At 68.9% G+C, this 25,188-nt stretch carries 22 protein-coding genes; 10 read left to right on the forward strand and 12 right to left on the reverse strand.

Features of this window, described 5'->3' with window-relative positions:
• A complete protein-coding gene (gene purE, locus ACG10_RS00185) occupies window positions 1-492 on the reverse strand; it encodes a 5-(carboxyamino)imidazole ribonucleotide mutase (RefSeq protein ID WP_039800612.1) in 492 nt (163 codons plus the stop codon).
• A 216-nt stretch (window positions 493-708) separates the two neighbouring features.
• Here purE and ACG10_RS00190 point away from each other — a divergent pair, with 216 nt between their 5' ends.
• On the forward strand, window positions 709-1,719 hold the full coding sequence (locus tag ACG10_RS00190; RefSeq protein ID WP_089166665.1) for an asparaginase: 1,011 nt from the start codon (window positions 709-711) through the stop codon (window positions 1,717-1,719).
• 15 nt (window positions 1,720-1,734) lie between these two features.
• Here the strand turns inward: ACG10_RS00190 and ACG10_RS00195 are convergent, their stop codons facing one another.
• From ACG10_RS00195 to ACG10_RS00210, 4 genes are read right to left on the reverse strand one after another with little or no spacing between them, the layout of a single operon-like run.
• Complete coding sequence (locus tag ACG10_RS00195; RefSeq protein WP_089166666.1) at window positions 1,735-2,286, reverse strand: transposase; 552 nt, start codon at window positions 2,284-2,286, stop codon at window positions 1,735-1,737.
• Window positions 2,287-2,315: 29 nt separating this feature from the next.
• Complete coding sequence (locus tag ACG10_RS00200) at window positions 2,316-2,834, reverse strand: helix-turn-helix domain-containing protein (protein ID WP_089166667.1); 519 nt, start codon at window positions 2,832-2,834, stop codon at window positions 2,316-2,318.
• Between the two features lie 55 nt (window positions 2,835-2,889).
• On the reverse strand, window positions 2,890-3,306 hold the full coding sequence (locus ACG10_RS00205) for a PA0061/PA0062 family lipoprotein (RefSeq protein WP_089166668.1): 417 nt from the start codon (window positions 3,304-3,306) through the stop codon (window positions 2,890-2,892).
• 29 nt (window positions 3,307-3,335) lie between these two features.
• Window positions 3,336-3,755, reverse strand: a complete 420-nt coding sequence (locus tag ACG10_RS00210) for a PA0061/PA0062 family lipoprotein (protein ID WP_089166669.1) — start codon at window positions 3,753-3,755, stop codon at window positions 3,336-3,338.
• A gap of 179 nt (window positions 3,756-3,934) precedes the next feature.
• Between ACG10_RS00210 and ACG10_RS00215 the strand changes: the two genes are divergently transcribed.
• Window positions 3,935-5,035: an aminopeptidase gene (locus tag ACG10_RS00215; RefSeq protein ID WP_198318987.1), complete on the forward strand. Its 1,101-nt coding sequence runs from the start codon at window positions 3,935-3,937 to the stop codon at window positions 5,033-5,035.
• Window positions 5,032-5,319, forward strand: coding sequence for a DUF1161 domain-containing protein (locus ACG10_RS00220; protein WP_039800620.1), 288 nt, complete (start codon window positions 5,032-5,034; stop codon window positions 5,317-5,319). Before ACG10_RS00215 ends, ACG10_RS00220 begins: the two co-directional genes overlap by 4 nt.
• 7 nt (window positions 5,320-5,326) lie before the next feature.
• Here ACG10_RS00220 and ACG10_RS00225 read toward each other — a convergent pair whose 3' ends face one another.
• From ACG10_RS00225 to ACG10_RS00240, 4 genes are all read right to left on the reverse strand, one after another.
• On the reverse strand, window positions 5,327-5,905 hold the full coding sequence (locus ACG10_RS00225; protein ID WP_089166670.1) for a gamma carbonic anhydrase family protein: 579 nt from the start codon (window positions 5,903-5,905) through the stop codon (window positions 5,327-5,329).
• 72 nt (window positions 5,906-5,977) lie between these two features.
• The gene (locus tag ACG10_RS00230; protein WP_089166671.1) at window positions 5,978-8,368 is read right to left on the reverse strand and encodes a TonB-dependent siderophore receptor; all 2,391 of its coding nucleotides are present in this window, start codon (window positions 8,366-8,368) and stop codon (window positions 5,978-5,980) included.
• Between the two features lie 127 nt (window positions 8,369-8,495).
• On the reverse strand, window positions 8,496-9,488 hold the full coding sequence (locus ACG10_RS00235) for a FecR domain-containing protein (RefSeq protein ID WP_089166672.1): 993 nt from the start codon (window positions 9,486-9,488) through the stop codon (window positions 8,496-8,498).
• Window positions 9,472-10,002: a sigma-70 family RNA polymerase sigma factor gene (locus ACG10_RS00240; RefSeq protein WP_089166673.1), complete on the reverse strand. Its 531-nt coding sequence runs from the start codon at window positions 10,000-10,002 to the stop codon at window positions 9,472-9,474. Before ACG10_RS00240 ends, ACG10_RS00235 begins: the two co-directional genes overlap by 17 nt.
• 175 nt (window positions 10,003-10,177) lie before the next feature.
• Here ACG10_RS00240 and prlC point away from each other — a divergent pair, with 175 nt between their 5' ends.
• From prlC to ACG10_RS00255, 3 genes are all read left to right on the forward strand, one after another.
• Entirely contained in the window at window positions 10,178-12,259 is a 2,082-nt protein-coding gene (prlC, locus tag ACG10_RS00245) for an oligopeptidase A (protein ID WP_089166674.1), read from the forward strand.
• A gap of 9 nt (window positions 12,260-12,268) precedes the next feature.
• A complete protein-coding gene (locus ACG10_RS00250) occupies window positions 12,269-12,550 on the forward strand; it encodes a YheV family putative zinc ribbon protein (RefSeq protein ID WP_039800631.1) in 282 nt (93 codons plus the stop codon).
• Between the two features lie 88 nt (window positions 12,551-12,638).
• Window positions 12,639-13,811, forward strand: coding sequence for a hypothetical protein (locus tag ACG10_RS00255; RefSeq protein WP_089166675.1), 1,173 nt, complete (start codon window positions 12,639-12,641; stop codon window positions 13,809-13,811).
• Between the two features lie 112 nt (window positions 13,812-13,923).
• Here ACG10_RS00255 and ACG10_RS00260 read toward each other — a convergent pair whose 3' ends face one another.
• Both ACG10_RS00260 and ACG10_RS00265 read right to left on the reverse strand, forming a co-directional pair.
• Window positions 13,924-15,402 (reverse strand): alpha-amylase family glycosyl hydrolase, encoded by a 1,479-nt coding sequence (locus tag ACG10_RS00260; RefSeq protein WP_089166676.1) that lies wholly within the window; start codon window positions 15,400-15,402, stop codon window positions 13,924-13,926.
• Window positions 15,403-15,412: 10 nt separating this feature from the next.
• Window positions 15,413-18,193: an MGH1-like glycoside hydrolase domain-containing protein gene (locus ACG10_RS00265; RefSeq protein ID WP_089166677.1), complete on the reverse strand. Its 2,781-nt coding sequence runs from the start codon at window positions 18,191-18,193 to the stop codon at window positions 15,413-15,415.
• A gap of 666 nt (window positions 18,194-18,859) precedes the next feature.
• Between ACG10_RS00265 and ACG10_RS00270 the strand changes: the two genes are divergently transcribed.
• The gene (locus ACG10_RS00270; protein WP_039800647.1) at window positions 18,860-19,606 is read left to right on the forward strand and encodes a carbonic anhydrase; all 747 of its coding nucleotides are present in this window, start codon (window positions 18,860-18,862) and stop codon (window positions 19,604-19,606) included.
• A gap of 131 nt (window positions 19,607-19,737) precedes the next feature.
• Complete coding sequence (locus ACG10_RS00275) at window positions 19,738-21,276, forward strand: SulP family inorganic anion transporter (RefSeq protein WP_198318988.1); 1,539 nt, start codon at window positions 19,738-19,740, stop codon at window positions 21,274-21,276.
• Window positions 21,277-21,369: 93 nt separating this feature from the next.
• On the opposite strand, the gene ACG10_RS00280 is transcribed toward ACG10_RS00275, so the two are convergent.
• Window positions 21,370-22,020 (reverse strand): hypothetical protein, encoded by a 651-nt coding sequence (locus tag ACG10_RS00280; protein WP_089166679.1) that lies wholly within the window; start codon window positions 22,018-22,020, stop codon window positions 21,370-21,372.
• 385 nt (window positions 22,021-22,405) lie between these two features.
• Here ACG10_RS00280 and coxB point away from each other — a divergent pair, with 385 nt between their 5' ends.
• Entirely contained in the window at window positions 22,406-23,581 is a 1,176-nt protein-coding gene (gene coxB / locus ACG10_RS00290) for a cytochrome c oxidase subunit II (RefSeq protein ID WP_089166680.1), read from the forward strand.
• A gap of 13 nt (window positions 23,582-23,594) precedes the next feature.
• Window positions 23,595-25,187: a cytochrome c oxidase subunit I gene (ctaD, locus tag ACG10_RS00295; RefSeq protein WP_089166681.1), complete on the forward strand. Its 1,593-nt coding sequence runs from the start codon at window positions 23,595-23,597 to the stop codon at window positions 25,185-25,187.
• Window position 25,188: the final 1 nt, after the last annotated feature.

Raw genomic sequence — 25,188 nt, forward strand, 5'->3', positions numbered from 1 at the left:
TCACGCGTCGCGCGGGTCCGGATTGTCGAGCACGGTACGGGTCTGCTCGTCGCGAAAACGCTTGAGCGCCTCGTGGAACTGCGGGTGCTGGCCGCCGAGGATGCTGGCGGCGAGCAGCGCGGCGTTGACTGCGCCGGCCTTGCCGATGGCCAGGGTGGCGACCGGTACGCCGGCCGGCATCTGCACGATGGAGAGCAGCGAGTCGACCCCGGAGAGCATCGACGACTGCACCGGCACGCCGAGCACCGGCAGGTGGGTCTTGGCCGCGCACATGCCCGGCAGGTGCGCGGCGCCGCCGGCCCCGGCGATGATCACCTGGATGCCGCGGGACTCGGCCTGCTCGGCGTACTGGAAGAGCAGATCCGGGGTGCGGTGGGCGGAAACCACCCTGACCTCGTTGGGGATGCCCAGCTTGTCCAGCATCTCCACGGTGTGACTGAGGGTGCTCCAGTCGGACTTGGAACCCATGATCACGCCTACCAGTGCGCTCATCGTCGTGCCTCTTCGTTGGCGCCCGCAGGCGCGTCAAAAAACAACAAGCCACGCTGGCAGGGCGTGGCTTGGCTGGAGGTGCGAGCCCTCGCGGATTTGAGAGGGGATCGCATTATCAAGCGGCGGAGTATAACCCAAAGCCGGGCACGGGAGTGCAGGCGCATGGGCCTTCCGTCCGGGTTACCATGCTTGCTTCTCCTTTTCCGAGATCAGGCCATGTCCACCATCAACCACCTCATGGTCCTCTACAGCGGCGGCACCATCGGCATGCAGGGCAGCGACCGCGGTCTGGTGCCGGCCGCCGGCTTCGACGCCCGCCTGCGCGAGCGGCTGGCCGCCGAGTCGCAGCGGCGCATGCCGCCCTGGCGCTACCGCGAGCTGAGCCCGCCGATCGACAGCGCCAACATGAACCAGCAGCACTGGCTGGCGATGCGCGACGCCATCGTCGCCGCGGTCGAGGAGGACGGCTGCGACGCCGTGCTGCTGCTGCACGGCACCGACACCCTGGCCTACAGCGCCGCGGCACTGGGCTTCCTGCTGCTCGGCCTGGGCGTGCCGGTGGTGCTGACCGGCGCCATGCTGCCGGCGGACGTCCCGGGCAGCGACGCCTGGGACAACCTGTTCGGCGCCGTGGATGCCCTCGCCCGGGGCGTGGCGCCCGGCGTGCATCTCTACTTCGGCGGCCGCCTGCTGCACGGCGCCCGCGCCACCAAGCTGGGCAGCGCGACCTTCGGCGCGTTCGCCGAGCTGCCGCGCCAGCGCCTCGGCGAACGCGCCGCCGCCCTGCCCGCCGCCCTCGACTACCGGCGGATTCGCCAGCCGGTGAGTCTCGCCGTGCTGCCGCTGTTCCCCGGCCTGCAGGCGGTACAACTGCGCGCCCTGCTCGGCAGCGGCGTACAGGGCCTGGTGCTGGAGTGCTACGGCAGCGGCACCGGCCCCTCGGACGACGCCGAACTGCTCGAGGCGCTGCGCGAGGCCCGCCGGCGCGGCACGGTGCTGCTCGGCATCAGCCAGTGTCCCCACGGCCATGTGGCGTTCGGCACCTATGCCGCCGGCAACGCCCTGAGCGAGGCCGGGCTGCTCGGCGGCGACGGCATGACCCGCGAGGCGGCGCTCGGCAAGCTGTTCGCCCTGCTCGGCGCCGGCCTGTCGGCGGACGAGACCGAGCACTGGCTGCGCCAGGACCTGTGCGGCGAGTGCGCCGGCCTGCCCGGCGCGAGCGCCTAAGCGCCTAGTGCAGTTTCAACCAACATCCTGTTCAAGTGGCGGGAGCTGTTCACAACCGTAATAGGTGCAGACTCGCTCCATCACCTCGGCGATCGTCAATGGGCGTTCGGGCTCATGGATCGCCCGCTTGCCATGCACCCAGCAGGGCTCGATCCGGTTCAGCCAGGGGCTCTTGCTCGGCAGGCGGCAGGTTACGATCCGTACGCCACCCTCGGCTCTGGCCCGGCGGTTGTGCGCCCCGATCCAGGCTCGCACCCGGTGGCTGACATGCCAGCTGGCGTTGTCCCAGATCATCAGCAGCGCCTTCTTCCCTTCGCTCGCCAGGCGCTCGCAGACCCACTCCAGGAAGTCCTCGGTCACCTGGCTGACCGGGCGGCCCTTGACGAAGCGCAGCAGCATCTGCCCCGTGTCGGCGCGCAGCAGGCCATAGCAGCTCAGCGCCTTGGGTTCGGCATCCTGCGGATCCACCGACAACTGCTGCAGGCGCAAAGCCGGACCCGCGCTCCAGGCCTTCAGGAACGGGCGCGCGAAACGACTCCACCAGACCTCGTCCTGAAAACCCAGCACCCAGTCCGGGTGCGTTGTGGCCAGTTCGATCAGCCAGTCGCGTCGCTTTTTTTGCGCGCATAGTGCGGATCCGGACTGGTGATCCAGGTCTTGGCCCGCTTCCAGCCCACGCCCAGGCGCATCAGGGCCTGGCGGATCGACTCGTGGCTCAGCTGCCGTTCGGTCAGCCCCTGCTCGAAGGCCACTTCGGCGGCCAGGCTCAAGGTCCACAAGCGGGTGGGCTTGCCGAAATCGCGGGGGCTGCGATGCAGCAAGGCGCGCAAGCGCTCGGCCTGCGTGCCCGCAAGCAAGGGACGGACACGTTTGGGCCGATGCGACTTCTCCGTCAGGCAAGACAACCCCTCGGCGGCAAAGGCCCGCAGGGTGTTGCGTACGGTTTGCGTGGCGCAGCCGAACAGGGCGGCGATTTCCGTGGCGGTCTTGCCGTCGGCGCTGGCCAGCAGGATCTGGCAGCGCCGCAGCGTGAAGGCTTCCCGGGCACGCAGGCCAACCTGCAGGGCCTGCCGTTCCTCGGTAGTCAAAGGGCGAACGAATAGAGGTGCTTTCATGGGGCATAGCATCGCCTGATGCCATAATTTCCACAACTACACCTATGAAACTGCACTAGTACGGCCCGCAGCCCAGCACCTCGGCCTCGGCCAGTTCCCGCCCGCTGCTGTCGTAGAGCACGGCGTAGACCTGGGTGGACATGGCCCAGGCCTCCAGCCGGTAGCGCTGCCCGGCGGCGAAGTCCGGATAGCGCAGGCGCACCCAGCAGCTGATGGGCAGCGTGTTGCGGCCCATCGGGTTGCCCTGATAGTAGTAGCGGAAGGTCGCTTCCAGTTCGTGGGCGCCGGGCGTCACCTGGAAATAGCGGCCGTCGCGCAGCCGCTGGCCGTCCTGCCAGTCGGCCATCAGCAGGCTGGTCACCTCGCGGGCCTCCAGCTCGACCCAGGCCATCTGCGGGTCCGGCGCGGGCAGTGGACTGGCGCAGCCGGCCAGCAGCAGGGAAAGGGTCAGCCAGGAAAGTCGTCCGTGCATGGGCAGCCTCGCGGGAAGGCGGCGAGGTGTCAGACTCCGCTGCTGCAGCCGCTCTCCCGACCGCTCGCCACCATCCGGCGCTGGTCGTCATAGAGCCGGGCCCAGGCACGGAAACCGACGTCGCCGACCTCCAGACTATACCGCTGGCCGGCGGTGAATTTCTTGTAGTTCAGGCGGATCAGGCAATTGCGCTCGTAGGGCGCGCTGTCCGGCCCGATGTTGCTGCCCGACACCTCGAAGCGGTAGCGCATGCCCAGCTCGTGGGCGCCGGGGCTGACCTGGAAGAAGCGGTGGTCGTCCAGCGCCTTGCGGTCCACCTCGGCGGCGCGCAGCGAATGGGGCACCTGCGGATTCAGCTCGATCCAGGCCTGGCCGGGATCGTGCCGCGGCAGCAGCAGGTTGCAGCCGCCGAGCGCCAGCAGACAGGGAAACAGGATGAGAACGCGCATGACGAAGCTCCGGAGTGTCGTGGTCATGGAACCGGTGGGCACTAGAAGAACCGGGCCGGCTTCCGCCACATCGAAGCCCGGGATTGTCCGTCTGCGGCCTGTACACTCCCTTGTGCACGGGCGAGCGAAGCGCTCGCCTTTCCTTCCTTGAACGCCTGCAGGGCCACCGGGTTCACCGGATGAAATTTTTCAGCTCACTCGACAACCTTACCCTGCGCGGGGTTCCCCTGTTGCTAGCCGTCTGTCTGAACGGTTGTTCCACTTTCGACTATTACCGCCATCTGGCCAGTGGCCATCTCGAGCTGCTGCATCGCCGCGAACCGGTCGCCACGCTGGTCGCCGATCCGGCCCGCGATCCCGCGCTGCGCCAGCGCCTCGCCCAGGCCCAGGCGGCGCGCGCCTTCGCCAGCGCGCGGCTCGGCCTGCCGGACAACGCCAGCTACCGCCTCTACGCCGACCTCGGCCGGCCCTATGTGGTGTGGAATCTCTTCGCCACCGGGGAATTTTCCGTCGAGCCGCTCAGCCACTGCTTCCCGATCGCCGGCTGCGTCGCCTATCGCGGCTTCTACCAGCTCGGCCGGGCGCGCGGCGCGGCGGCGCTGTTGCGCCAGCAGGGCCTGGACACCTACGTCGGCCCGGTGGAGGCCTACTCGACCCTCGGCTGGTTCGCCGACCCGATCCTCGCCGGCATGCTGCGCCACGGCGACGACGAGCTGGCCGCGCTGATCTTCCACGAACTGGCGCACCAGCGGCTCTACGTGGCCAACGACACCGCCTTCAACGAGTCCTTCGCCAGCTTCGTCGAGCGCGAGGGCCTGCGCCAGTGGCGCGCCAGCCGTGGCCTGCCGCCGCCGGACGAGCGCCGCGCGCGGCGCAGCGAGCAGTTCGTCCGCCTGGTGCTGGACAGCCGCGAACGTCTGCAGGCGCTCTACGCCAGCGGCCTGCCGGCGGACGAAATGCGCCGGCGCAAGGCAGCCGAGTTCGACGCGCTGCGCCGGCGCTACCGGAGCCTGCGCGACGGCGAATGGCAGGGCGAGCGCCGCTACGACGCCTGGATCGAAGGCCCGCTGAACAACGCCAAGCTGCTACCGTTCGGCCTGTACGACGGCTGGCTGCCGGCCTTCGCGGAAATATTCCGCCGCGCAGGCCAGGATTGGCCACGCTTCTATGCCGAAACCGAGCGTCTGGCGCAGCTGCCCGCCGCCGCGCGCGAACGGCGCCTGGCCGAGCTGCAGGCCGGCGCGACGCCCCCCATCGCCATCCAGGAGAGCACACCATGAACAGATACTGCCTTGCCCTCGCGCTTGTCCTGCCGAGCGCCCCGCTGCTGGCGGCGGTCAAGCCCTGCGAGGCACTCAAGGAGGAGATCGAAGTGAAGATCCAGGCCGCCGGCGTGGCCTCCTACACCCTGGAGATCGTGCCCAACGAGGAAGTGACCGACCGCAATCTGGTGGTCGGCAGCTGCGACGGCGGACGCAAGAAGATCATCTACCAGCGCAACGACGGCAGCCGCCGGCGCAGCGAAACGCCGGCGCCCGCGCCGGCGGATATTCCGGCCGACTGAGCGATCCTCAGTCCTCGTGATCGGCGAGCAGGTGCGGCTCCTTCAGCGGCAGGTAGTTCTCCGCCAGGTGCTGGTCCTTCAGCCGCACGTAGTTGTCGGCGCTGTAGCGGAAGAAGCCGCGTTCCTTGTCGTTCAGCGGGCGCGCCTGCTTGACCGGGCTGCCGACGTACAGGAAGCCGCTCTCCAGGGTCTTGCCGGGCGGTACCAGGCTGCCGGCGCCGATGATCACCTCGTCCTCGACCACCGCGCCGTCCAGCACGATGGCGCCCATGCCGACCAGCACGCGGTTGCCGATGCGGCAGCCGTGCAGGGTCACCTGGTGGCCGACGGTGACGTCGTCGCCGATCTCCAGCGGGTAGCCGTCCGGATTGAAGGGCCCGGCGTGGGTGACGTGCAGCACGCTGCAATCCTGGATGCTGGTGCGCGCGCCGATGCGGATGCGCTGCACGTCGCCGCGGATCGCCACCTGCGGCCAGACCGAGCTGTCGGCGCCGATCGCCACGTCGCCGAGCACCACGGCGGTGGGGTCGACGAAGACCCGCTCGTCCAGTGTCGGGGTGATGCCCTGGAAGGTTCTGATGCTCATGCCGAAGACTCCATGTGGGGGAGCCGTATCGTCCCGAACTGGCCCGGCGGGCGCAATAGCGCGGCTTGCCGCTCAGAAGTCCACGGTCGCCGACAGCGTCGCGGTGCGCGCCGCGCCCCAGGACACCCGGTTGCTGGTGCCGCCGCTGGAGATGAAGTATTCCTTGTCGGTCAGGTTGTCGACGTTCAGCTGCAGCTCGGTCTTCTTGCCGATCAGGTTCGGCAATGTCCAGGTGACGAAGGCGTCGTAGGTGGTGTAGCCGGACAGCTCGAAGCTGTTCGCCATGTCGCCCTCGCGCGAGCCGACGTAGCGGGCGCCGCCGCCGAGCCGGAAGGTGCCGGGCAGGACGCTCTGCGGCAGGTCGTAGGAGAGGAACAGCCCGGCGACGTTGTGGGCGACGTTGAGCAGTTCGTTGCCCTCGTTGGCCGGTGTGTCCTCGAGCACCTCGGTATCGGTGTAGGCGTAGTTGGCGACCAGGTTCCAGCGCTCGCCCAGCTGTCCGTTGAGGCTGGCCTCCAGGCCCCGCGAGCGGGCCTCGCCCACCGCGCGGGTGACCTGCTCGCCGTTGATGGTCTCGGTGGTCTGGATGTTCTCCTTGCGGATGTCGAACAGCGCGACCAGCCCCGACAGCCAGCCGTTGTCGTAGCGCAGGCCGATCTCGTACTGGCGGCCCTCCTCCGGGTCGCTGCCGCTTTCCACCAGCGTGCCGGAGGCGATGACGTTCGGCTTGTAGGATTCGCTGTAGTTGGCATACAGCGAGAACTCGTCGTCCAGCTTGTAGACCAGGCCGACGAAGGGCAGATTCTTGCTCTTGTTCAGGTTGGTGCCGATCTGGGTGGGAATGCCCGCCCAGTCCCGCTGGCGGAAGCGCTGGTGGCGCAGGCCCAGGGAGAGGATCCAGCGCTCGCCGATATGGATGTTGTCCTTGACGTAGGCGGACAGCATGCGCACCCGCGAGCGCTGCTGGCTGTTGCTCGGATTGACCACCTCGACCTGTTTCAGATCGCCATAGTGCGGCGAATCCGGATCGAAGCCCCAGGTGTTGGGCCCCTGGTAGAAGAAGCCGTTCGACTCGTCGTGACGCTCGTGGTCGGCGCCGAGGCTCAGCTCGTGGCGCAGGCCGCCCAGCTCCAGCTCGTTGAGCCAGTCGAGGGACGCATAGTTGCGGGTCCGCTCGACGTCCGGGTTGCTGCGAAACCGCCGGCGCAGCTCGCCGGTCGCCGGGTCGTAGGCATTCGGGTCGGCCTGGTAGTCGCTGTAGGCGTTCTCGTTCCAGCCATAGTTGAAGCGCAGGCGCGACGTCGGCGAGAAGCGGTACTCCATGGCCAGGCTGGCGTACTGGCGCTGGCCGTCGATCCGTGTCCAGTGCTCGTCGATCCGGTGCTCGCGGTCGCCGACCGCATGGCCGTTGTAGAAGAAGGCGCCGCGGTCGAGGACCGAGGTGTAGTCGGAATACTCGTAGGACAGGTTGGCCGAGAACGCCTCGCTCTCGAAGGCCAGCGACGGCGCGACCAGCTTGTCGCGGTTGACGCCGTAGTTGCGCCAGTAGTCCTCGTCCTTGTGCTGGCCGATCAGGCGAAAGGCGAAGCCGCTCTCGCCCAGGGGGCCGGACACATCGAAATAGCCGCTGCCGCCGCCTTCGCTGGACAACTGTCCGCCCAGGGTGCTGCGCCAGTGGTAGGTGGGCTTCTTGCTGACGACGTTGATCACCCCGCCCGGCTCCTGCATGCCGTAGAGCAGCGAGGCCGGACCCTTGAGGACCTCGACCCGCTCGGTGGTGACGCTGTTGTAGTTGCGCCCTTCGCTGGTGCGGATGCCGTCGCGCAGGACCCCGCCGTCGCTGCCGTTGCCGAAGCCGCGCTTGACCAGCGAATCCTGGGTGCCGCCGAAGCTGTTGCCGATGGTGATGCCGGGGACGAACTTGATGGTCTCCTCCAGATCGCTCACCGCGAAGTCGTCCAGCACCTGCCGGTTGACGCTGTAGGCGGTCTGCGTCTGCTCCAGGAAGGGCGTCTCGAACTTGTCGCCGATGGCGCTCTCCGCGGCCCGGTAGCTGCTGTCCTCGGCAGCCTCGCTGACACTGATCGCATCCAGCGCCATGCTGGTGCCGGTCTCCGCCAGCGGCTGTACCTCGTAGTGGCCGGCCCGGGTCGGCACGGCCTGCAGCCCGCTGCCGCCGAGCAGGATGGCCAGCGCCTGTTCGACCGTATGGCTGCCCTCGAGCGGCTGGCTCTGCCGGCCGGCGGTGAGCGCGGCATCGCCGGCCAGGTAGATGCCGGCCTGGGCGGCGAACTGGTTGAGCCGCTCGGCCAGCGGGCCGGCGGGAATGGCGTAGCGCTGCAGCTGCGCCTGCTCGGCGGCCTGTGCGGGGCCGGCGCCGAGCAGGGCGGGCACGGCGGCCAGGGCGAGGGGAATGGCCAGTGTCAGCGGGGCGAGGGGGCGGCGGGCTTGGCGTGGGGGCATGGGGTGTCCTTCACTGCATGTCGGACGGCAAAAAGCCGGGGTTACCCTCCAAGTCGGACGAGCGGAAAAAACCGGAAGCGAAACGGCGAATTTTTTTGAAGCCGCCGCACGGAGCGACGGCGGCGGCTTAGCGGCGGGCCTCGAGGCTCGTCCACCAGGGCAGCGGGCGGTGAACGACGATCGGCAGGGCGCTTTCCAGCATGGCCAGGACCTGCTCGCTGTCGTGCAGCGGATAGGTGCCCATGACGCGCAGGCCGGCGACTTCCGGGGCGACCCCGAGGTGCCCGCGGTGGTGGCGCGACAGCTCCTCGACGAACTCCGCCAGCGGGATGTCGCCGGCCACCAGGATGCCCCGGGCCCAGGCCTGGCGGGCCGCCGCCGCCGGCTCGCCGGCGCCGATGGCCTGGCGGTCGAAGCGCAGCTGCTGCCCGGCCTCGACGATGCGCGTGGCGCCGCTGCCGGCGGTGCGCACCTCCACCGCGCCGTCGAAGACCGCCAGCCGGGTGAAGCCGTCCTGCTGGGTCACGCTGAAGCGCGTGCCAAGCGCCCGCAGGCTGCCCTGTTCGGTGTCGACGACGAAGGGCCGGGTTTCCGCGGCGGTCTCGATCAGCACTTCCCCGGCGAACAGGCGCAGGCGCCGCCGCTCGGGCCGGTAGTCGGCGTCCAGGGCCGTGGCGCCGTTGAGCCAGAGGTGCGTGCCGTCGGCGAGGAGGACATCGCGCAACTCCCCGGTCGCCGTGCGGTAGTCGGCCTGCCAGGCCATCAGCAGCTGCGGCAGGGGCGTGGCGCGCCAGCCGAGCCAGCCGAGCAGGGCGCCGCCCGACAGCACGCCCAGGCTGCGCAGCGCCTGGCGGCGGGAGAGGTCCGTGCGGCGCGCCGCGCGCAGGGTCCGCGCGGCGCTGTCGCCGTCCTCCTGCAGGGTCGCGAAGCGCCGGGCGACGCGCTCCACGTACTGCCAGGCCTGGCGATGCGCCTCGCTCTGCCCGTGCCAGCGCCGCCAGGCCTCGCCGGCGGCGGCGTCGTGCGGATCGGCGTGCAGCCGGGCATACCAGTCGGCGGCCTGCTGGAGGATGGCGTGACTGGGTTTCTGCTCGGACAAGGGGTCAGACGAGCGCTTCATCGAGTTCGGCCTCGAGCAGCAGGCACTGGTACATCGCCTGGGCCATGTACTTGGTCACGGTGCGCTCGGACACCCCCAGACGCTCGCCGATGGCCTTGTAGCCGAGGCCTTCGAGCTGGGCCAGCAGGAAGGCCTCGGCGACCTTCTCCGGCAGGCGGGAGAGCATCGCATGCACCTGCTGCAGGGCTTCCAGCACCAGGGCACGGTGCTCCTCGGAGGGCGCCACGGCCTCGGGGCGGCCGGCCAGCACTTCCAGCCAGGCCTGCTCGACCTGCCGGCGGCGCCAGAAATCCACGCAGACGTGGCGGGACATGCCGTACAGGTAGGCGCGCGCATGGCCGGCGCTGTCGAAGCGGCGCGGCCTGGCCAGCAGGCGCAGGAACACCTCGTGGGCCAGGTCGGCGGAGTCGCAGGCATTGCCCAGTTTCCTGTGCAGCCAGGCGCGTATCCAGCCATGGTGCTCGGCATAGTAGAGCGCTACCTGCTGCTGATAGGTCGTGTCGAGGGGCGACATGGGCGATTACCGTCCGCGGCTGCCAGATATAAATAAGATGAATTCTCATCTTAAGCCGGCTGATGCTTAGCAAGCAATGTATCTGGGTATTCGCCGACGTATGGCCGGGACTGCGATCCCCTCCGATGCGCCAACAGTAGTATCCGTGCTGCGCTGTCGGGAATTTCTCATTACCATGGCTGGCGAACCTACCGATTCAGGGGCACCTGCCGTGACTGCCAGCAATCCTCTTCTGCAAGCTTTCGACCTGCCGCCCTATTCCGCCATCCGTCCGGAACACGTCGAGCCGGCCATCGACCAGATCCTCGCCGACAATCGTGCCGCCCTCGCGCAGCTCCTCGCCGAACAGGCCGGCGCGCCGGGCTGGAATGGCCTGGTGCTGGCGCTCGACGAGCTGGGCGAGCGCCTCGGCCGCGCCTGGAGTCCGGTCAGCCACCTCAACGCGGTGCGCAACAGCCCCGAACTGCGCGCCGCCTACGAGGCCTGCCTGCCCAAGCTGTCCGCCTACTGGACCGAGCTGGGCCAGAACCGCGCCCTCTGCGACGCCTACAAGGCCCTGGCCGCCGGCCCCGAGGCCGAAGGCTTCGACGTGGCGCAGAAGACCATCCTCGAAAACGCCCTGCGCGACTTCCACCTGTCCGGCATCGACCTGCCGGAGGACAAGCAGAAGCGCTACGGCGAGATCCAGATGCGCCTCTCCGAGCTGACCAGCCGCTTCTCCAACCAGCTGCTCGACGCCACCCAGGCCTGGACCAAGCACATCACCGACGAGGCCGCGCTGGCCGGGCTGACCGACTCGGCCAGGGCGCAGATGGCCCAGGCCGCCCAGGCCAAGGAACTCGACGGCTGGCTGATCAGCCTGGAGTTCCCCAGCTACTACGCGGTGATGACCTACGCCGACGACCGCGCCCTGCGCGAGGAGCTCTACGCCGCCTACTGCACCCGCGCCTCCGACCAGGGGCCGAACGCCGGGCAGTTCGACAACGGCCCGCTGATGGAGCAGATCCTCGACCTGCGCCGCGAGCTGGCCCAGCTGCTCGGCTACCCGAACTACGCCGAGCTGTCGCTGGCGACCAAGATGGCCGACTCCGGCGAGCAGGTGCTCGGCTTCCTGCGCGACCTAGCCGCGCGCAGCCGGCCGTTCGCCGAGCAGGACCTGGCCGAGCTGCGCGCCTTCGCCGCCGAACAGGGCTGCAGCGACCTGTCGAGCTGGGACGTCGGCTACTACAGCGAGAAGCTGCGCCAGGCCCGCTACAGCATCTCCCAGGAGCAGCTGCGCGCCTACTTCCCGATCGACAAGGTGCTGACCGGCCTGTTCGCCATGGTCCAGCGCCTCTACGGCATCGAGATCCGCGAGCTTGCGGACTTCGACACCTGGCATCCGGACGTGCGCCTGTTCGAGATTCGCGAGAACGGCGAGCACGTCGGGCGCTTCTTCTTCGACCTCTACGCGCGGGCCAACAAGCGCGGCGGCGCCTGGATGGACGGCGCCCGCGACAAGCGCCGCAACGCCGCGGGCGAGCTGGTCAGCCCGGTGGCCAACCTGGTCTGCAACTTCACCCCGGCGGTGGGCGGCAAGCCGGCGCTGCTCACTCACGACGAGGTCACCACCCTGTTCCACGAGTTCGGCCACGGTCTGCACCACCTGCTGACGCGCATCGAGCACGCCGGCGCCTCGGGGATCAGCGGGGTGCCCTGGGACGCGGTGGAACTGCCCAGCCAGTTCATGGAGAACTGGTGCTGGGAGCCGGAAGGCCTGGCGCTGATCTCCGGCCACTACGAGAGCGGCGAGGCCCTGCCCGCCGACCTGCTGGAGAAGATGCTGGCGGCGAAGAACTTCCAGTCCGGCATGATGATGGCGCGCCAGCTGGAGTTCTCGCTGTTCGACTTCGAGCTGCACGTCCACCACGGCGACGGGCGCGGCGTGCTCGAGGTGCTCAAGGGCATCCGCGACGAGGTCTCGGTGATGCAGCCGCCGGCCTACAACCGCTTCCCCAACAGCTTCTCGCACATCTTCGCCGGCGGCTACGCGGCCGGTTACTACAGCTACAAGTGGGCGGAAGTGCTCTCCGCCGACGCCTTCTCCCGCTTCGAGGAGGATGGCGTGTTCAACCCCGTCACCGGCAGCGCCTTCCGCGAGGCGATCCTGGCCCGTGGCGGCTCGCAGGACCCCATGGTGCTGTTCGTCGATTTCCGCGGCCGCGAGCCGTCGATCGACGCCCTGCTCCGTCACCTTGGCCTGAGCGCGGCGGCCTGAGAGGAAATCATGAGCGGACACAAGAAGCAGTTCATCGCCGGCGCCGTGTGCCCGGCCTGCGAAACCATGGACACCGTGCGGATGTGGAACGTCGACGGCGTGCCGCACCGCGAGTGCGTGTCCTGTTCCTTCGCCGACACCCTCAACGCCGAGGGCCTGTCGGTGCCCCTCGAACTGGGTACCCGGGTCAACAAGGCCGAAGCGGCCCCGGCCGCGCCCAGCCCCGCCGCGCCCAAGGTGCACACCGCGCAGTTCTTTCCCAATCCGAAGCTGAAGAAGTCCGACGCCTGAGCAATGGCGGCAATCGACGAGGCAGCGCCCTTTCCGCTGCCTTGTCGCCCCGGCAGCGGCGGTCTGGCGGATGGCCAATGGGGCTCCCATGAGCGAATACCAGTACTACGAATTCGCGGCCATCGACCGGCCGCTGACCCCCCAGCAGCAGGCCGAGCTGCGCAGCCGCTCGACCCGCGCCACCATCACCGCCTCGAGCTTCATCAACGAATACCACTGGGGCGACCTCAAGGGCGATCCGCTGGACTGGATGCGGCGCTATTTCGACGCCCACGTGTATTACGCCAACTGGGGTTCGTGCTGCCTGTTGCTGCGTCTGCCGCGCGCGACTCTGGAGAAAGCCGTTCTGGACGCCTTCGTCCTGCCCGCCGAACGCGGCAGCGCCTTCTCGGCCAGCGCCACGGACGAGCACTGGATTCTCGACTGGAGCGACTGGGACGAAGAAGGCACCGGCGACTGCGAGCGTTTCTGGGACGAGGAGTCACAGCGCTGGATGGCCCGCCTGCTGCCGCTGCGCGACGAACTGCTGCGCGGCGACACCCGGCCGCTCTACCTGGGCTGGCTGGCGCGGCTGTGCAAGGGCGAACTGGACGACGCGGCCATGGAGCCCCCCGTGCCCCCCGGGCTGCAGGCGCTCAGCGGCGCCCAGCAGGCCCTGGTCGAGTACCTGCTGATCGACCCGGACTGGCTGGAGGCTGCCGCCGAGGCCAGCGAACCCCTGTCGGCGTCCGACGAAACGGCACCCGCCCTGGACGCCTGGCTGGCTGCGCAGACGCCGGAAACGCTGCGCGCCGCGTTGCGCCTGCTGCTGGAGGGGCGCGGCGCGCAAGCTGAGCGCGAGGTGCGGCGGCGCTTTCTGGACTGGCAGCGCGAGCGGCAGCCCGCCGTCGCTGCGCCGCCTCGCCGGCGTGTGGCGGACATCGCCGTGCTGCGCCAGGGTGCCGCCCAGCGCCGCCTGGAGCGCGAGCGGCAGGCCCGCGAAGCCGAAGAGGCGCGGCTCCGTGCCGAACGCCAACGCTCTCTGGAGCGCCTGGCGAACGAGGCCGATGCGGCCTGGGCCGGCATCGACAGGACCCTGCAGCGCGGCTCGGGCGCCGCCTACGACCAGGCGTTGCAGAGCCTCCGGGCGCTTGCCGAAGCCCTGGCCCAGGCCGGCCGGGAGCGCGAATTGCGCTCCGGCCTCGCCCGCCTGCAGCAGAGCCATGGCCGGCGCGGCGCCTGGGTCAAGAGGCTGATCGCTGCCGGGCTGGTGGAAAAATAGTCCTGCCGTGCCGGTCGAGAAACGTCCATACCGTCGCCAGGCCTGACCTACAAGCCGCGTTTCCGTTCGAGTGTCGTGGCGATCTCGGCCGGCACAGCCGCGGACGACGCCATCAGGCCGCCCGCACCTCGAACGCATGGCAGCCCCAGGCCGGCAGGTCGAGGTAGAGGCCGTGGGCGGCGAGGTCGCTGCCGTCGCGCTCGTAGAGCGCAGGACCCAGCCGGTCGCGCAGCTGCCAGCTGCGCCCGGCGAGGTCGTTCCACGGCAGTCTGACGAATGCCTGGCTCGGGTGGTCGGCGTAGTTCACCGCGACCAGCCGGCGCCGGTCGCCCGGGCCGCTCCAGGCGAAGACGATCAGCGCGTCGTGGCTGGGGTTGCCCGCCCAGGCGGGATCGGCGTCGAGCAGTTGCCAGTGACCGTCGCGCATGACCGGCTCCTTGAGGCAGTCGAGCAGGGCGTCGTAGAAGGCGGCGAGCGCGGCATCCGGCGTCTCGGCCGGACCGCGGCCGAGGTGGATCGGGATGCGCACCCTTCTGCCCTCGCGCTGCCCCTGGTGGAAGAAGCGCAGGCCGGGGCCCAGGAAGGTGATCGCGGCGGCCGCGCGGTGCCGGTCAGCGGCGAAGGTGGCGGCGGCGCGCGGTTCGTCGTGGTTCTCGAGAAAGCGCGCGAGGCGGTCCTGGAAGTCGAGCCCGGCGCGCAGGTGCTCGCGCACCGGGCCGGCCTGGCCGGCCACCAGGCGGTCGTAGAGGCGCTTGTCGTAGGTGTAGTCGAAACCCTGCTGCTGCAGCGTCCACTCCAGGTCCCAGTAGACCTCGGCGAGAAACAGGAAGCCCGGCCGCTCGGCGTGGATCGCCGCGGTGGCCCGCGGCCAGAAGGGCGCGGCGGCGATGCCCCAGGTGCGCGCGAAGACTTCCGGCAGCAGCAGCATCGCCATGTCGCAGCGCACCCCGTCGCACTGCCCGGCGATCCGCCGCAGCTCGCCGAGCATGGCTTCCTGCAGCGCCGTCTGGCCGTAGTTCAGTTGCAGGGTGTCGGACCAGCCGGCGAAGTAGGGGTCGCGGCCATAGGCGAGGATGCGTTCGCCGCCGGCAGTTTCCAGGCGCCGGTAGTTGTGCGGCTCGGCGGCCAGCTGCGCCTCGCTGCCGGCGACGAAGAATTCCGGATGCGCGTCGACCCAGCGGTGGTCCGGCGCCAGGTGGTTCGGCACGAAGTCGAGGATCAGCCGCAGGCCGCGCGCCTGCAGGCGTTCGCGCAGGCGGGCGAGGGCCGCGTCGCCGCCGAAGTCGGCGTGCACCCGGTAATCCTGGATGGCGAAGCAGGAGCCGCAGACGTCGGACTCGCGAAAATCCGCCAGGACCCGGCGGTATTCGGCCAGCCATTCGGGGTTCGACGCCGACACCGCGCGCGCCGCCGCGCCGGTCTGCCAGACGCCGAGCAGCCAGAGCAGGTCGAAGCCGTCTTCGGCGAGGCGGTCGAGTTCCGCCTCGCCGAGGTCGTCGAGGGTCGCCGGGCGACCCAGCGCGGCGCCCAGCTCGGCCAGGCGGACCCGGGTGTTGAGCTGGAACAGCGCGGGATAGCGGGGTGCGGACATGGCGGCCCCCCTATTCCCGTGGCCTGCCGCCGACCTGCTCGCGGGTCAGCCGCTCGGTGAGCTGTTCCCGCGACATCTGCAGCAGGTCGCTGGCCTGGATGCGCCCGAACAGGTCCAGCAGGCGGGCGATGAGGCCCGTCCAGCCGGTCTGGTGGCTGGCGCCGAGGCCGGCGCCGGTGTCGCCGTGGAAGTACTCGTAGAACAGGATCAGGTCGCGCCAGTGCGGGTCCTCCTGGAACTTCGCGCTGTCGCCGTAGACCGGCCGGCGCCCGCTGGCGTCGCGCAGGAACTGGCCGGCGAGCCGGCGGGAGATCTCCTGCGCCACCTCGAAGAGCGTCATGCGCGTGCCGGAGCCGGTGGGGCATTCGACGCGGAGGTCGTCGCCGTAGAAGTAGTAGAGGTTCAGCAGGCCGCGGACGATCAGGGCGTTGACCGGCATCCACACCGGCCCCCGCCAGTTCGAGTTGCCGCCGAACATCCCCGAGTCCGACTCGGCCGGCAGGTAGGCGACGCGGTGCTCCTGGTCGCCGACCCGGAACACGAAGGGGTGCTCCAGGTGGTGGCGCGACAGTGAGCGGATGCCGTGGGGGCCGAGGAACTCGTTCTCGTCGAGCAGGTAGCCGAGGACCCGCACCAGCCGTTCCCGGGACAGCGGCGAGAGCAGCCGGCGGCCGTTCAGGCCGATGTAGCCCTCGGTCGTCGGGGCGACCTTGGCCACCACCTCGGGATGGCGTTCGCGGAACAGCCGGATCAGCTCGATGAGCCGCGGGTGACGGCTGCCCACGTCGGCCTCGAAGGTCGTGCAGGCGCACAGCGGCAGCAGCCCGACCATGGAGCGGACCTTCAGGCGCATGGCCGAGCCGTCGGGCAGGCGCAGCACGTCGTAGAAGAAGCCGTCCGCCTCGTCCCACATCTCGTCGCCGTGTTCGCCGATGCGGTCCATGGCGTAGGCGATCCACATGAAGTGCTGGAGGAAGTTGAAGGCGTACTCTTCGTACTGCGGGTCGCGATCGGAGAGGATCAGCGCCATCTCCAGCATGTTCTGGCAGTACAAGGCCATCCAGGCGGTGCCGTCGGCCTGCTCCAGGGTGCCGCCGGTGGGCAGCGGCGCGCTGCGGTCGAAGACGCCGATGTTGTCGAGGCCGAGAAAGCCGCCGGCGAAGACGTTGCGGCCCTGCGGGTCCTTGCGGTTCAGCCACCAGTTGAAGTTGAGCCGCAGGCCCTGGAAGGCGCGTTCGAGAAAGGCGAGGTCCTCGCGGCCCAGATCCCGCTCCACCTTGTAGAGGAACAGCGTGGCCCAGGCGTGGACGGGCGGATTGACGTCGCCGAAGTTCCACTCGTAGGCCGGGATCTGCCCGTTCGGATGGCAGTAAAGGCTATTCAGCATCAGGCTCAGTTGCTGCTTGGCGAAGTCGAAGTCGACCAGCGCCAGGGAGAGGGTGTGGAAGGCCAGGTCCCAGGCGGCGTACCAGGGGTATTCCCACTTGTCGGGCATGGAGATGACGTCGCCGTTGAACATGTGGAACCACTCGGCGTTCCGCACCTGCCGGGTGCCGCCGGCCAGCGGATGCGCCTGGTGCTCCTTGAGCCAGGTGTCCAGGTCGAACAGGTAGTACTGCTTCGACCAGAGCATGCCGGCGAGCGCCTGGCGGTGGATGCGCCGTTCGTCCTCGCCCAGCGAATCGGGGGTGATCCGCGCATAGAACTCGTCGGCCTCGGCAAGGCGCGCGGCGAAGGCGGCCTCGAAGCCTTCGCCGAAGGGCGCGCCGGAAGGCTCGCCGGCGGACAGCCGCAGGCGGACCACCGCGCAGCCGCCGGCCGGCACCTCGAGCACGTAGCGGGCGGCGGCCTTGGTGCCGCTGCGCGCCGGGTTGACGGCCGCCTCCTCGCCGGCGATGAGGTAGCGGTGGAAGGCGTCCTTGACCCAGGGCGAGGCGCTCGGCTGGCCCCACAGGCGCTCGGCGTTGCTCTCGTTCTCGGTGAACAGCAGTTCCGGCATCCCCTCGCAGGCCAGGCGCCAGTCGCCCAGCTCGGGATGCGCGGCCTGGATGGCGCCGTCCGCCGCGCGCAGGGCCGGCTTCGCCTGGCCTTCCTTCCACGACCAGGTGTTGCGGAACCACAGGGTCGGCAGCAGCTGCAGCCGCGCGGCCTCGGGCCCGCGGTTGTGCACGGCGATGCGGATCAGGATGTCCTCGGGACCTGCCTTGGCGTATTCGAGGAAAACGTCGAAATACCGGTTGTCGTCGAACACGCCGGTGTCGAGCAGTTCGTACTCGGGCGCCTGGCGCGAGCGGCTCCGGTTGGTGTCCACCAGGTCGCTGTAGGGGTAGGCCCGCTGCGGGTACTTGTAGAGGTACTTCATGTACGAGTGGGTGGGCGTCGAGTCGAGGTAGAAGTAGTACTCCTTGACGTCCTCGCCGTGGTTGCCCTCGCGGTTGGTCAGCCCGAACAGGCGTTCCTTGAGGATCGGGTCGCGCTCGTTCCACAGGGCGAGGGCGAAGCACAGGCGCTGCTGGTCGTCGCAGATGCCGCCGAGCCCGTCCTCGCCCCAGCGGTAGGCCCGCGAGCGGGCCTGGTCATGGCTGAAGTAGTCCCAGGCGTTGCCGTCCTCGCTGTAGTCCTCGCGCACCGTCCCCCATTGCCGCTCGCTCAGGTAGGGGCCCCACTTCTTCCAGGCAACGCCCGCCTCGCGGGCCTCGTTCAGGCGCCGCTGCTCCGTCACGTCGACGAAGCCGGAAGATCCGGCGCCTCGCCCCGGCCGGCGGGCTGCATCCGAAGGGTTGTTCGACATCGCTCGTTCCTGTCTGGCATCTCGCCCTGTCGCGCCGACTGCCGGCTGGCGCCCCGTATCGCTTGATCTCTGAATCTAGCCAGCCACGGGCGAAAAGCCAGTGGCCGTCTCCGGCCTCGGCATCGCCCTCGGCTGCGGAACTCAGGCCCGTTCCGCCAGCCATTACCCGCCGGATGGCCGGCCACTTTTTCAGGAAGTTCCGCTCGTGCTACAGGCTTCGAAAGTTGTTCTGTAAGAAAATATTCGGGCCGGCCGGGCGGCCCGAATGCCATATATCGTTCATATGTAAAAAAGTATGAAAGGGCGCCGCCGCATCCGGCGCCATGCCCGGACTGCCGCGCGTCCAGCCAGCTGCGCTGGAGGGCACGGCCGGCGGGAGACATGGCTGAATGCTATTGGTCAGGCGGACGACCGACCTCGCGGCGGGAAGGGGCGAAGTTCGTTGCATTCGGTTTCATTTGAGTTGTGTAGCCGGCTATTCAGTTTCACTTAAGTTATGGGCGCTGCGCATTCAGCTTTATTTAAGTTGGATGACGCAGGCTGACTTCATCGAGGGCAACCAAATGCCCCCACGCCTGCCTGTGCCGAACCTGTCGTGTCGACTCGTCACAGCAAGGGCGACCATCCGAGCCTTGCCACTTTTCCGCTACCCAGGGAGGTTATGCCATGAATCATTGCATCTCAGGACAGAGCCCGTCGCAGGGAACGACCGAGGCCCGCACCGAGTCCGAAAACGCCGAGGTGGCGCTGCAGAACATCGTTGAGGGCTTCCAGCGCTTTCGCACCGAGGTCTTTCCGCAGCAGAAGGAGTTCTACCGCGCGCTGGCCAGCGGCCAGCGTCCGCGGGCGATGTTCATCACCTGCGCCGACTCGCGCATCGTCCCCGAGCTGATCACCCAGAGCTCCCCGGGCGACCTGTTCGTCACCCGCAACGTCGGCAACGTGGTGCCGCCCTACGGGCAGATCAACGGCGGCGTGTCCACCGCCATCGAATACGCGGTGATGGCGCTCGGCGTGCATCACATCATCGTCTGCGGCCATTCCGACTGCGGCGCCATGAAGGCGGTGATGGACCCGCCGAGCATGGAGAGCATGCCCACCGTCAAGGCCTGGCTGCGCCATGCCGAGGTGGCCAAGATCGTGATGCAGGAGAACCGCTGCAGCTGCGCCGGCCGCGAGCCGCTGGAGGTGCTCACCGAGGAGAACGTGGTCGCCCAGCTCGACCACCTGCGCACCCATCCCTCGGTGGCGGCGCGTCTGGCCAGCGGCCAGCTGTTCATCCACGGCTGGGTCTATTCCATCGAGACCGCCGAGATCAAGGCCTACGATGCCGAGCAGGGCTGCTTCCGGCCCCTCGACAGTGAAGGCTCGATTCCCATGGCCACCCCGCGCCCGCGCTTCCACCAGCGCTGACGCCGCCGCAAGGCTGCCAGGCCGATCTTGATGATCGGCCTCGTTTTTTATCTCGTCCGCTCCCCGGTGCAGGGCCGCCGCCCCGCGCCGCGGGCGAGTCATGTCCCGCCTTTTACATGGAAGGAGCCCTCATGAACCTCGAAACCCTGAAATCCACCCTGCCACGGGACGCGATGGCCTCCGTGGTGGTCTTCCTGGTCGCCCTGCCGCTGTGCATGGGCGTCGCCATCGCCTCCGGCATGCCGCCGGCCAAGGGCCTGATCACCGGCATCATCGGCGGTCTGGTGGTCGGCGCCCTGGCCGGCGCGCCGCTGCAGGTCAGCGGCCCGGCGGCGGGCCTCGCCGTGCTGGTCTTCGAGCTGGTGCGCCAGCACGGCATCGCCATGCTCGGGCCGATCCTGCTGCTCGCCGGACTGATCCAGCTCGTCGCCGGGCGCCTGCGCCTGGGCTGCTGGTTCCGCGTCACCGCGCCGGCGGTGGTCTACGGCATGCTGGCGGGGATCGGCATCCTGATCATCCTCTCCCAGCTGCACGTGATGCTCGACGCCTCGCCGCAGGCCTCCGGGCTGAACAACCTGCAGGCCTTCCCGGCGGCGCTGGTCGACGCCCTGCCGTTCGGCGCCGGCGACGGCTGGGGCGCCGGGCTGCTCGGCCTCATGACCATCGGCGCCATGTGGCTGTGGGACAAGCGCAAGCCGGCCAGGCTGCGCTTTCTGCCCGGCGCGCTGATCGGCGTGAGCCTGGCGACCCTGGTCAGCCTGATCCTGTCGATGGACGTGCGGCGGGTCGAGGTGCCGGCCAACCTGGGCGATGCCATCGACTGGGTGCAGCCGGCCGACCTGCTGCGCCTGCTGACCGACCCGACCCTCTTGGTCGCGGCGCTGACCCTGGCCTTCATCGCCAGCGCCGAGACCCTGCTGTCGGCCGCCGCGGTGGACCGCATGCACCAGGGCCCGCGCGCCGACTTCGACCGCGAGCTGACCTCCCAGGGCGTCGGCAACCTGCTCTGCGGCCTGCTCGGCGCCCTGCCGATGACCGGGGTGATCGTGCGCAGCTCGGCCAACGTGCAGGCCGGCGCGGTCACCCGGATGTCCGCGATCCTCCACGGCCTCTGGCTGCTGGCCTTCGTCCTGCTGCTGACCGCGGTGCTGCAGAGCATTCCGGTGGCCAGCCTGGCCGGGGTGCTGGTCTACACCGGGGTCAAGCTGGTCGACCTCAAGGCCCTGCGCGGCCTTGGCCGCTACGGGCGGATGCCGATGTTCATCTACGGCGCCACGGCCCTGGCGATCGTCTTCACCGACCTGTTGACCGGGGTGATGATCGGCTTCGCCCTGACCCTGGCCAAGCTTGCCTGGCGCGCCTCGCGGCTGAAGATCAACCTGGTCTACGACGAGGACGGGCGCACCGCGGAGCTGCGCATGGTCGGCTCGGCGACCTTCCTCAAGGTGCCGGAACTGTCCCGCGTGCTGGCCTCGGTGCGTCCCGGCACCCAGCTGCACGTGCCGCTCGAGCACCTCAACTACATCGACCACGCCTGCATGGAGCTGCTCGACGAATGGCGCGCCGCCAGCGCGGCCAACGGCTCCGAGCTGGTGCTCGAGTCCCGCGCGGTGAAGCGCCGCCTGGAAGGCCGGGTGCGCACCACGGTCGGCATCGGCAGCGCGGCCTGAGGAGCTGCGCCTGCCCTCGTGGGAGAGCCGTAGGCGGGTGAAACCCGCCATTGGACGCCGGATCCTTGCCATGTCCGGCGGGTTGTACCCGCCCTACCCGTCCGACCGGCTCAGCTGCAGTGCCACCCCGAACTGCCGCGACAGGCAGGGCCAGGCCTGCCAGGCGGCGACGGTCTTCGGGCTGGTCACGCGGGCGCGGTAGGCGTCCAGGGACACCTGCTCGAACAGCGTGTTGCCGAGCAGGCCGTTCACCGCCAGCTGCACGGCCTCGTCGAGCTGGTTGGCGAAGAACTCGCCGATCAGCCGGTGGGCGATCAGGTTGGCCACCGTGGTATCCAGGGGGATCAGCGGCTGGCCGATGAAGCCGATGTAGCGGTCGTTGACTTCCTCGATCAGGCGATGCGCCAGATAGGCCTCGTCGAGCAGGCCGGCGAGGCCTTCCTGCCCCTCCAGCACCTCCGGCGGGCTGAGGAAGAAATGCTCGGCCACCTTCAGCACCGGAACGATCTGGCCCTCGATGCCTGCCTCGCAGGCGACCGCGTGGGCGGCTTCGAGCAGTTCCGGCACCTGCTCCAGATAACCGTCGACGAACTTCGTCAGCACGCCTAGCGCATCCTCCTCGGGCAGGCAGATGGCGGGGTGCAGGCACTGCATCCGGCTTTCCAGTTGGCGGGCGAGCGTGCCGTGGCTGACTTCGTGCTGGCGGGCATGCTCGATCAGCTGGCGCAAGGCTGGAATATTCAAGGGCAGGACTCCTCGGGCTGCTGTGGCAAGACAGCCTCCCTGGCCAGTGGACAGATGCCCCTAGATTAGACGCCCGTTCCGATCACCGCTATTGGCCAATGGCTGCTCCGGACCGCAACGCAAAAAGTCTCCCCGCCGCCGGCGCTGTCTATACTCGACTCGAAACATGCTTACCGGAGTAAGGCCCGACTGCACCGCAGACCGGGGTTCTGCGGTAGCGGGGCGCGGGAAAGGGAAGGCTGGCAGGCAGGCCGGGCGCAGTGGTTTTCATCCGGCCTGACTCCGGCGGTTTCCAGCGCCCCGTCCAGGTTGCAAGGCCTGGCAGCAGCACCCTGCGTCGACGGTTCCGCCAGCGGGATTAAAAGAACGATAAGGGGAACCCGCAATGATGCGACATCCACGACTCTGGATGGGTCTTCTGTCGTGCTCGGCCCTGTCCCAGGCGCAGGCCGCCTGGGATGTGAACATGCGGCCGGGGGTCACGGAAGTCAGCCGTTCCGTCTTCGATCTGCACATGACCATCTTCTGGATTTGCGTGGTCATCGGCCTGCTGGTGTTCGGCGCGATGTTCTGGTCGATGTTCGCCCACCACCGCTCGCGCCACCCGCAGCCCGCGCACTTCCACGAGAACACTAGGGTCGAGGTGCTGTGGACGGTGATCCCGCTCTTGATCCTGATCGCCATGGCGGTGCCGGCGACCCGCACCCTGCTGCACATCTACGACCCGTCCGAGCCCGACCTGGACATCCAGGTCACCGGCTACCAGTGGAAGTGGCACTACAAGTACCTGGGCGAGGACGTGGAGTTCTTCAGCAACATGGCGACCGCGCGCGAGGCCATCGGCGACCAGGCGCCGAAGAGCGACCACTACCTGCTGGAAGTGGACGAGCCACTGGTGATCCCGGCCGGCGCCAAGGTGCGCTTTCTGGTCACCGCGGCGGACGTCATCCATTCCTGGTGGGTGCCGGAGCTGGCGGTGAAGAAGGACGCCATCCCCGGCTTCATCAACGAGGCCTGGACTCGCGTCGGCGAGCCGGGCCTCTACCGCGGCCAGTGCACCGAGCTGTGCGGCAAGGACCACGGCTTCATGCCGGTGGTGGTGGAGGTCAAGGCGCCCGCCGACTACAGCGCCTGGCTGGCCGCCCGCAAGGCGTCCGCCGCCGAGCGCACGGCGCTGGCCGGCAAGACCTGGACCCGCGAGGAGCTGGTCGCCCAGGGCGAGCAGGTCTACCGGACCGCCTGCGCCGCCTGCCACCAGCTCGGCGGCCAGGGCGTGCCGCCGGCGTTCCCGGCCCTCACCGGCTCGAAGATCGCCACCGGGCCGAAGGAAGGCCACATCGCCATCGTCGTCAACGGCAAGCCGGGCACCGCCATGGCCGCCTTCGGCAAGCAGCTCTCCGACGTCGACCTGGCCGCGGTGATCAGCTACGAGCGCAACGCCCTGGGCAACGCGGTCGGCGACAGCGTCACCCCGCAGGACATTCTCACCTTCCGCCAGGCCGAGGAAGCCGGCCAGGGCATGCAGCCCGGCCAACCCCAGCCCCAGCCCCAGCCCCAATAGAGGAGAGGCCACGATGAGCGCAGTGATCGAGCCGGGCCACGCCGGCCATGACGAACACCCGCACGGCCCGGCTCCGGGCCTGATGCGCTGGGTGCTGACCACCAACCACAAGGACATCGGCAGCCTCTACCTGTGGTTCAGCTTCACCGCCTTCCTGCTCGGCGGCAGCATGGCCATGGTGATCCGCGCCGAGCTGTTCCAGCCGGGACTGCAGATCGTCCAGCCGGAATTCTTCAACCAGATGACCACCATGCACGGTCTGATCATGGTGTTCGGCGCGGTGATGCCGGCCTTCGTCGGGCTGGCCAACTGGATGATCCCGCTGATGATCGGCGCGTCGGACATGGCCCTGCCGCGGATGAACAACTTCAGCTTCTGGCTGCTGCCGGCGGCCTTCGGCCTCCTGGTCAGCACCCTGTTCATGGCGGGCGGCGGGCCGAACTTCGGCTGGACCTTCTACGCGCCGCTGTCCACCACCTACGCGCCGGAGAGCGTGACCTTCTTCATCTTCGCCGTGCACCTGATGGGCATCAGCTCGATCATGGGCGCGATCAACGTGATCGCCACCGTGCTCAACCTGCGCGCGCCGGGCATGACCCTGATGAAGATGCCGCTGTTCGTCTGGACCTGGCTGATCACCGCCTTCCTCCTGATCGCGGTGATGCCGGTGCTGGCCGGGGTGGTGACCATGATGCTGATGGACATCCACTTCGGCACCAGCTTCTTCAGCGCCGCCGGCGGCGGCGACCCGGTGCTGTTCCAGCACGTGTTCTGGTTCTTCGGCCACCCCGAGGTGTACATCATGATCCTGCCGGCCTTCGGCGCGGTCAGCTCGATCATCCCGACCTTCAGCCGCAAGCCGCTGTTCGGCTACACCTCGATGGTCTACGCCACCGGCGCCATCGCCTTCCTGTCGTTCATCGTCTGGGCGCACCACATGTTCACCGTCGGCATCCCGCTGACCGGCGAGCTGTTCTTCATGTACGCCACCATGCTGATCGCCGTGCCCACCGGGGTGAAGGTGTTCAACTGGGTGTCGACCATGTGGCGCGGCTCGCTGACCTTCGAGGCGCCGATGCTGTTCGCCGTGGCCTTCGTCATCCTCTTCACCATCGGCGGCTTCTCCGGGCTGATGCTGGCCATCGCCCCGGCCGACTTCCAGTACCACGACACCTACTTCGTGGTGGCGCACTTCCACTACGTGCTGGTGCCCGGGGCGATCTTCGGCATCTTCGCCTCGGCCTACTACTGGCTGCCGAAGTGGACCGGGCACATGTACGACGAAACCCTGGCCAAGTGGCATTTCTGGCTGTCCTTCGTCGGCATGAACCTGGCCTTCTTCCCCATGCACTTCGTCGGCCTGGCCGGGATGCCGCGGCGCATCCCCGACTACAACTTGCAGTTCGCCGACTTCAACATGGTCTCCAGCCTCGGCGCCTTCCTGTTCGGCGCCACCCAGCTGCTGTTCCTGTACATCGTGATCAAGTGCATCCGCGGCGGCGAGGCGGCGCCGGCCAAGCCCTGGGACGGCGCCGACGGCCTGGAGTGGTCGGTGCCCTCCCCGGCGCCCTACCACACCTTCAGCACCCCGCCGGAGGTGAAGTGAC

It is taken from the genome of Azotobacter chroococcum, from assembly GCF_002220155.1.
Lineage (GTDB): Bacteria > Pseudomonadota > Gammaproteobacteria > Pseudomonadales > Pseudomonadaceae > Azotobacter > Azotobacter chroococcum.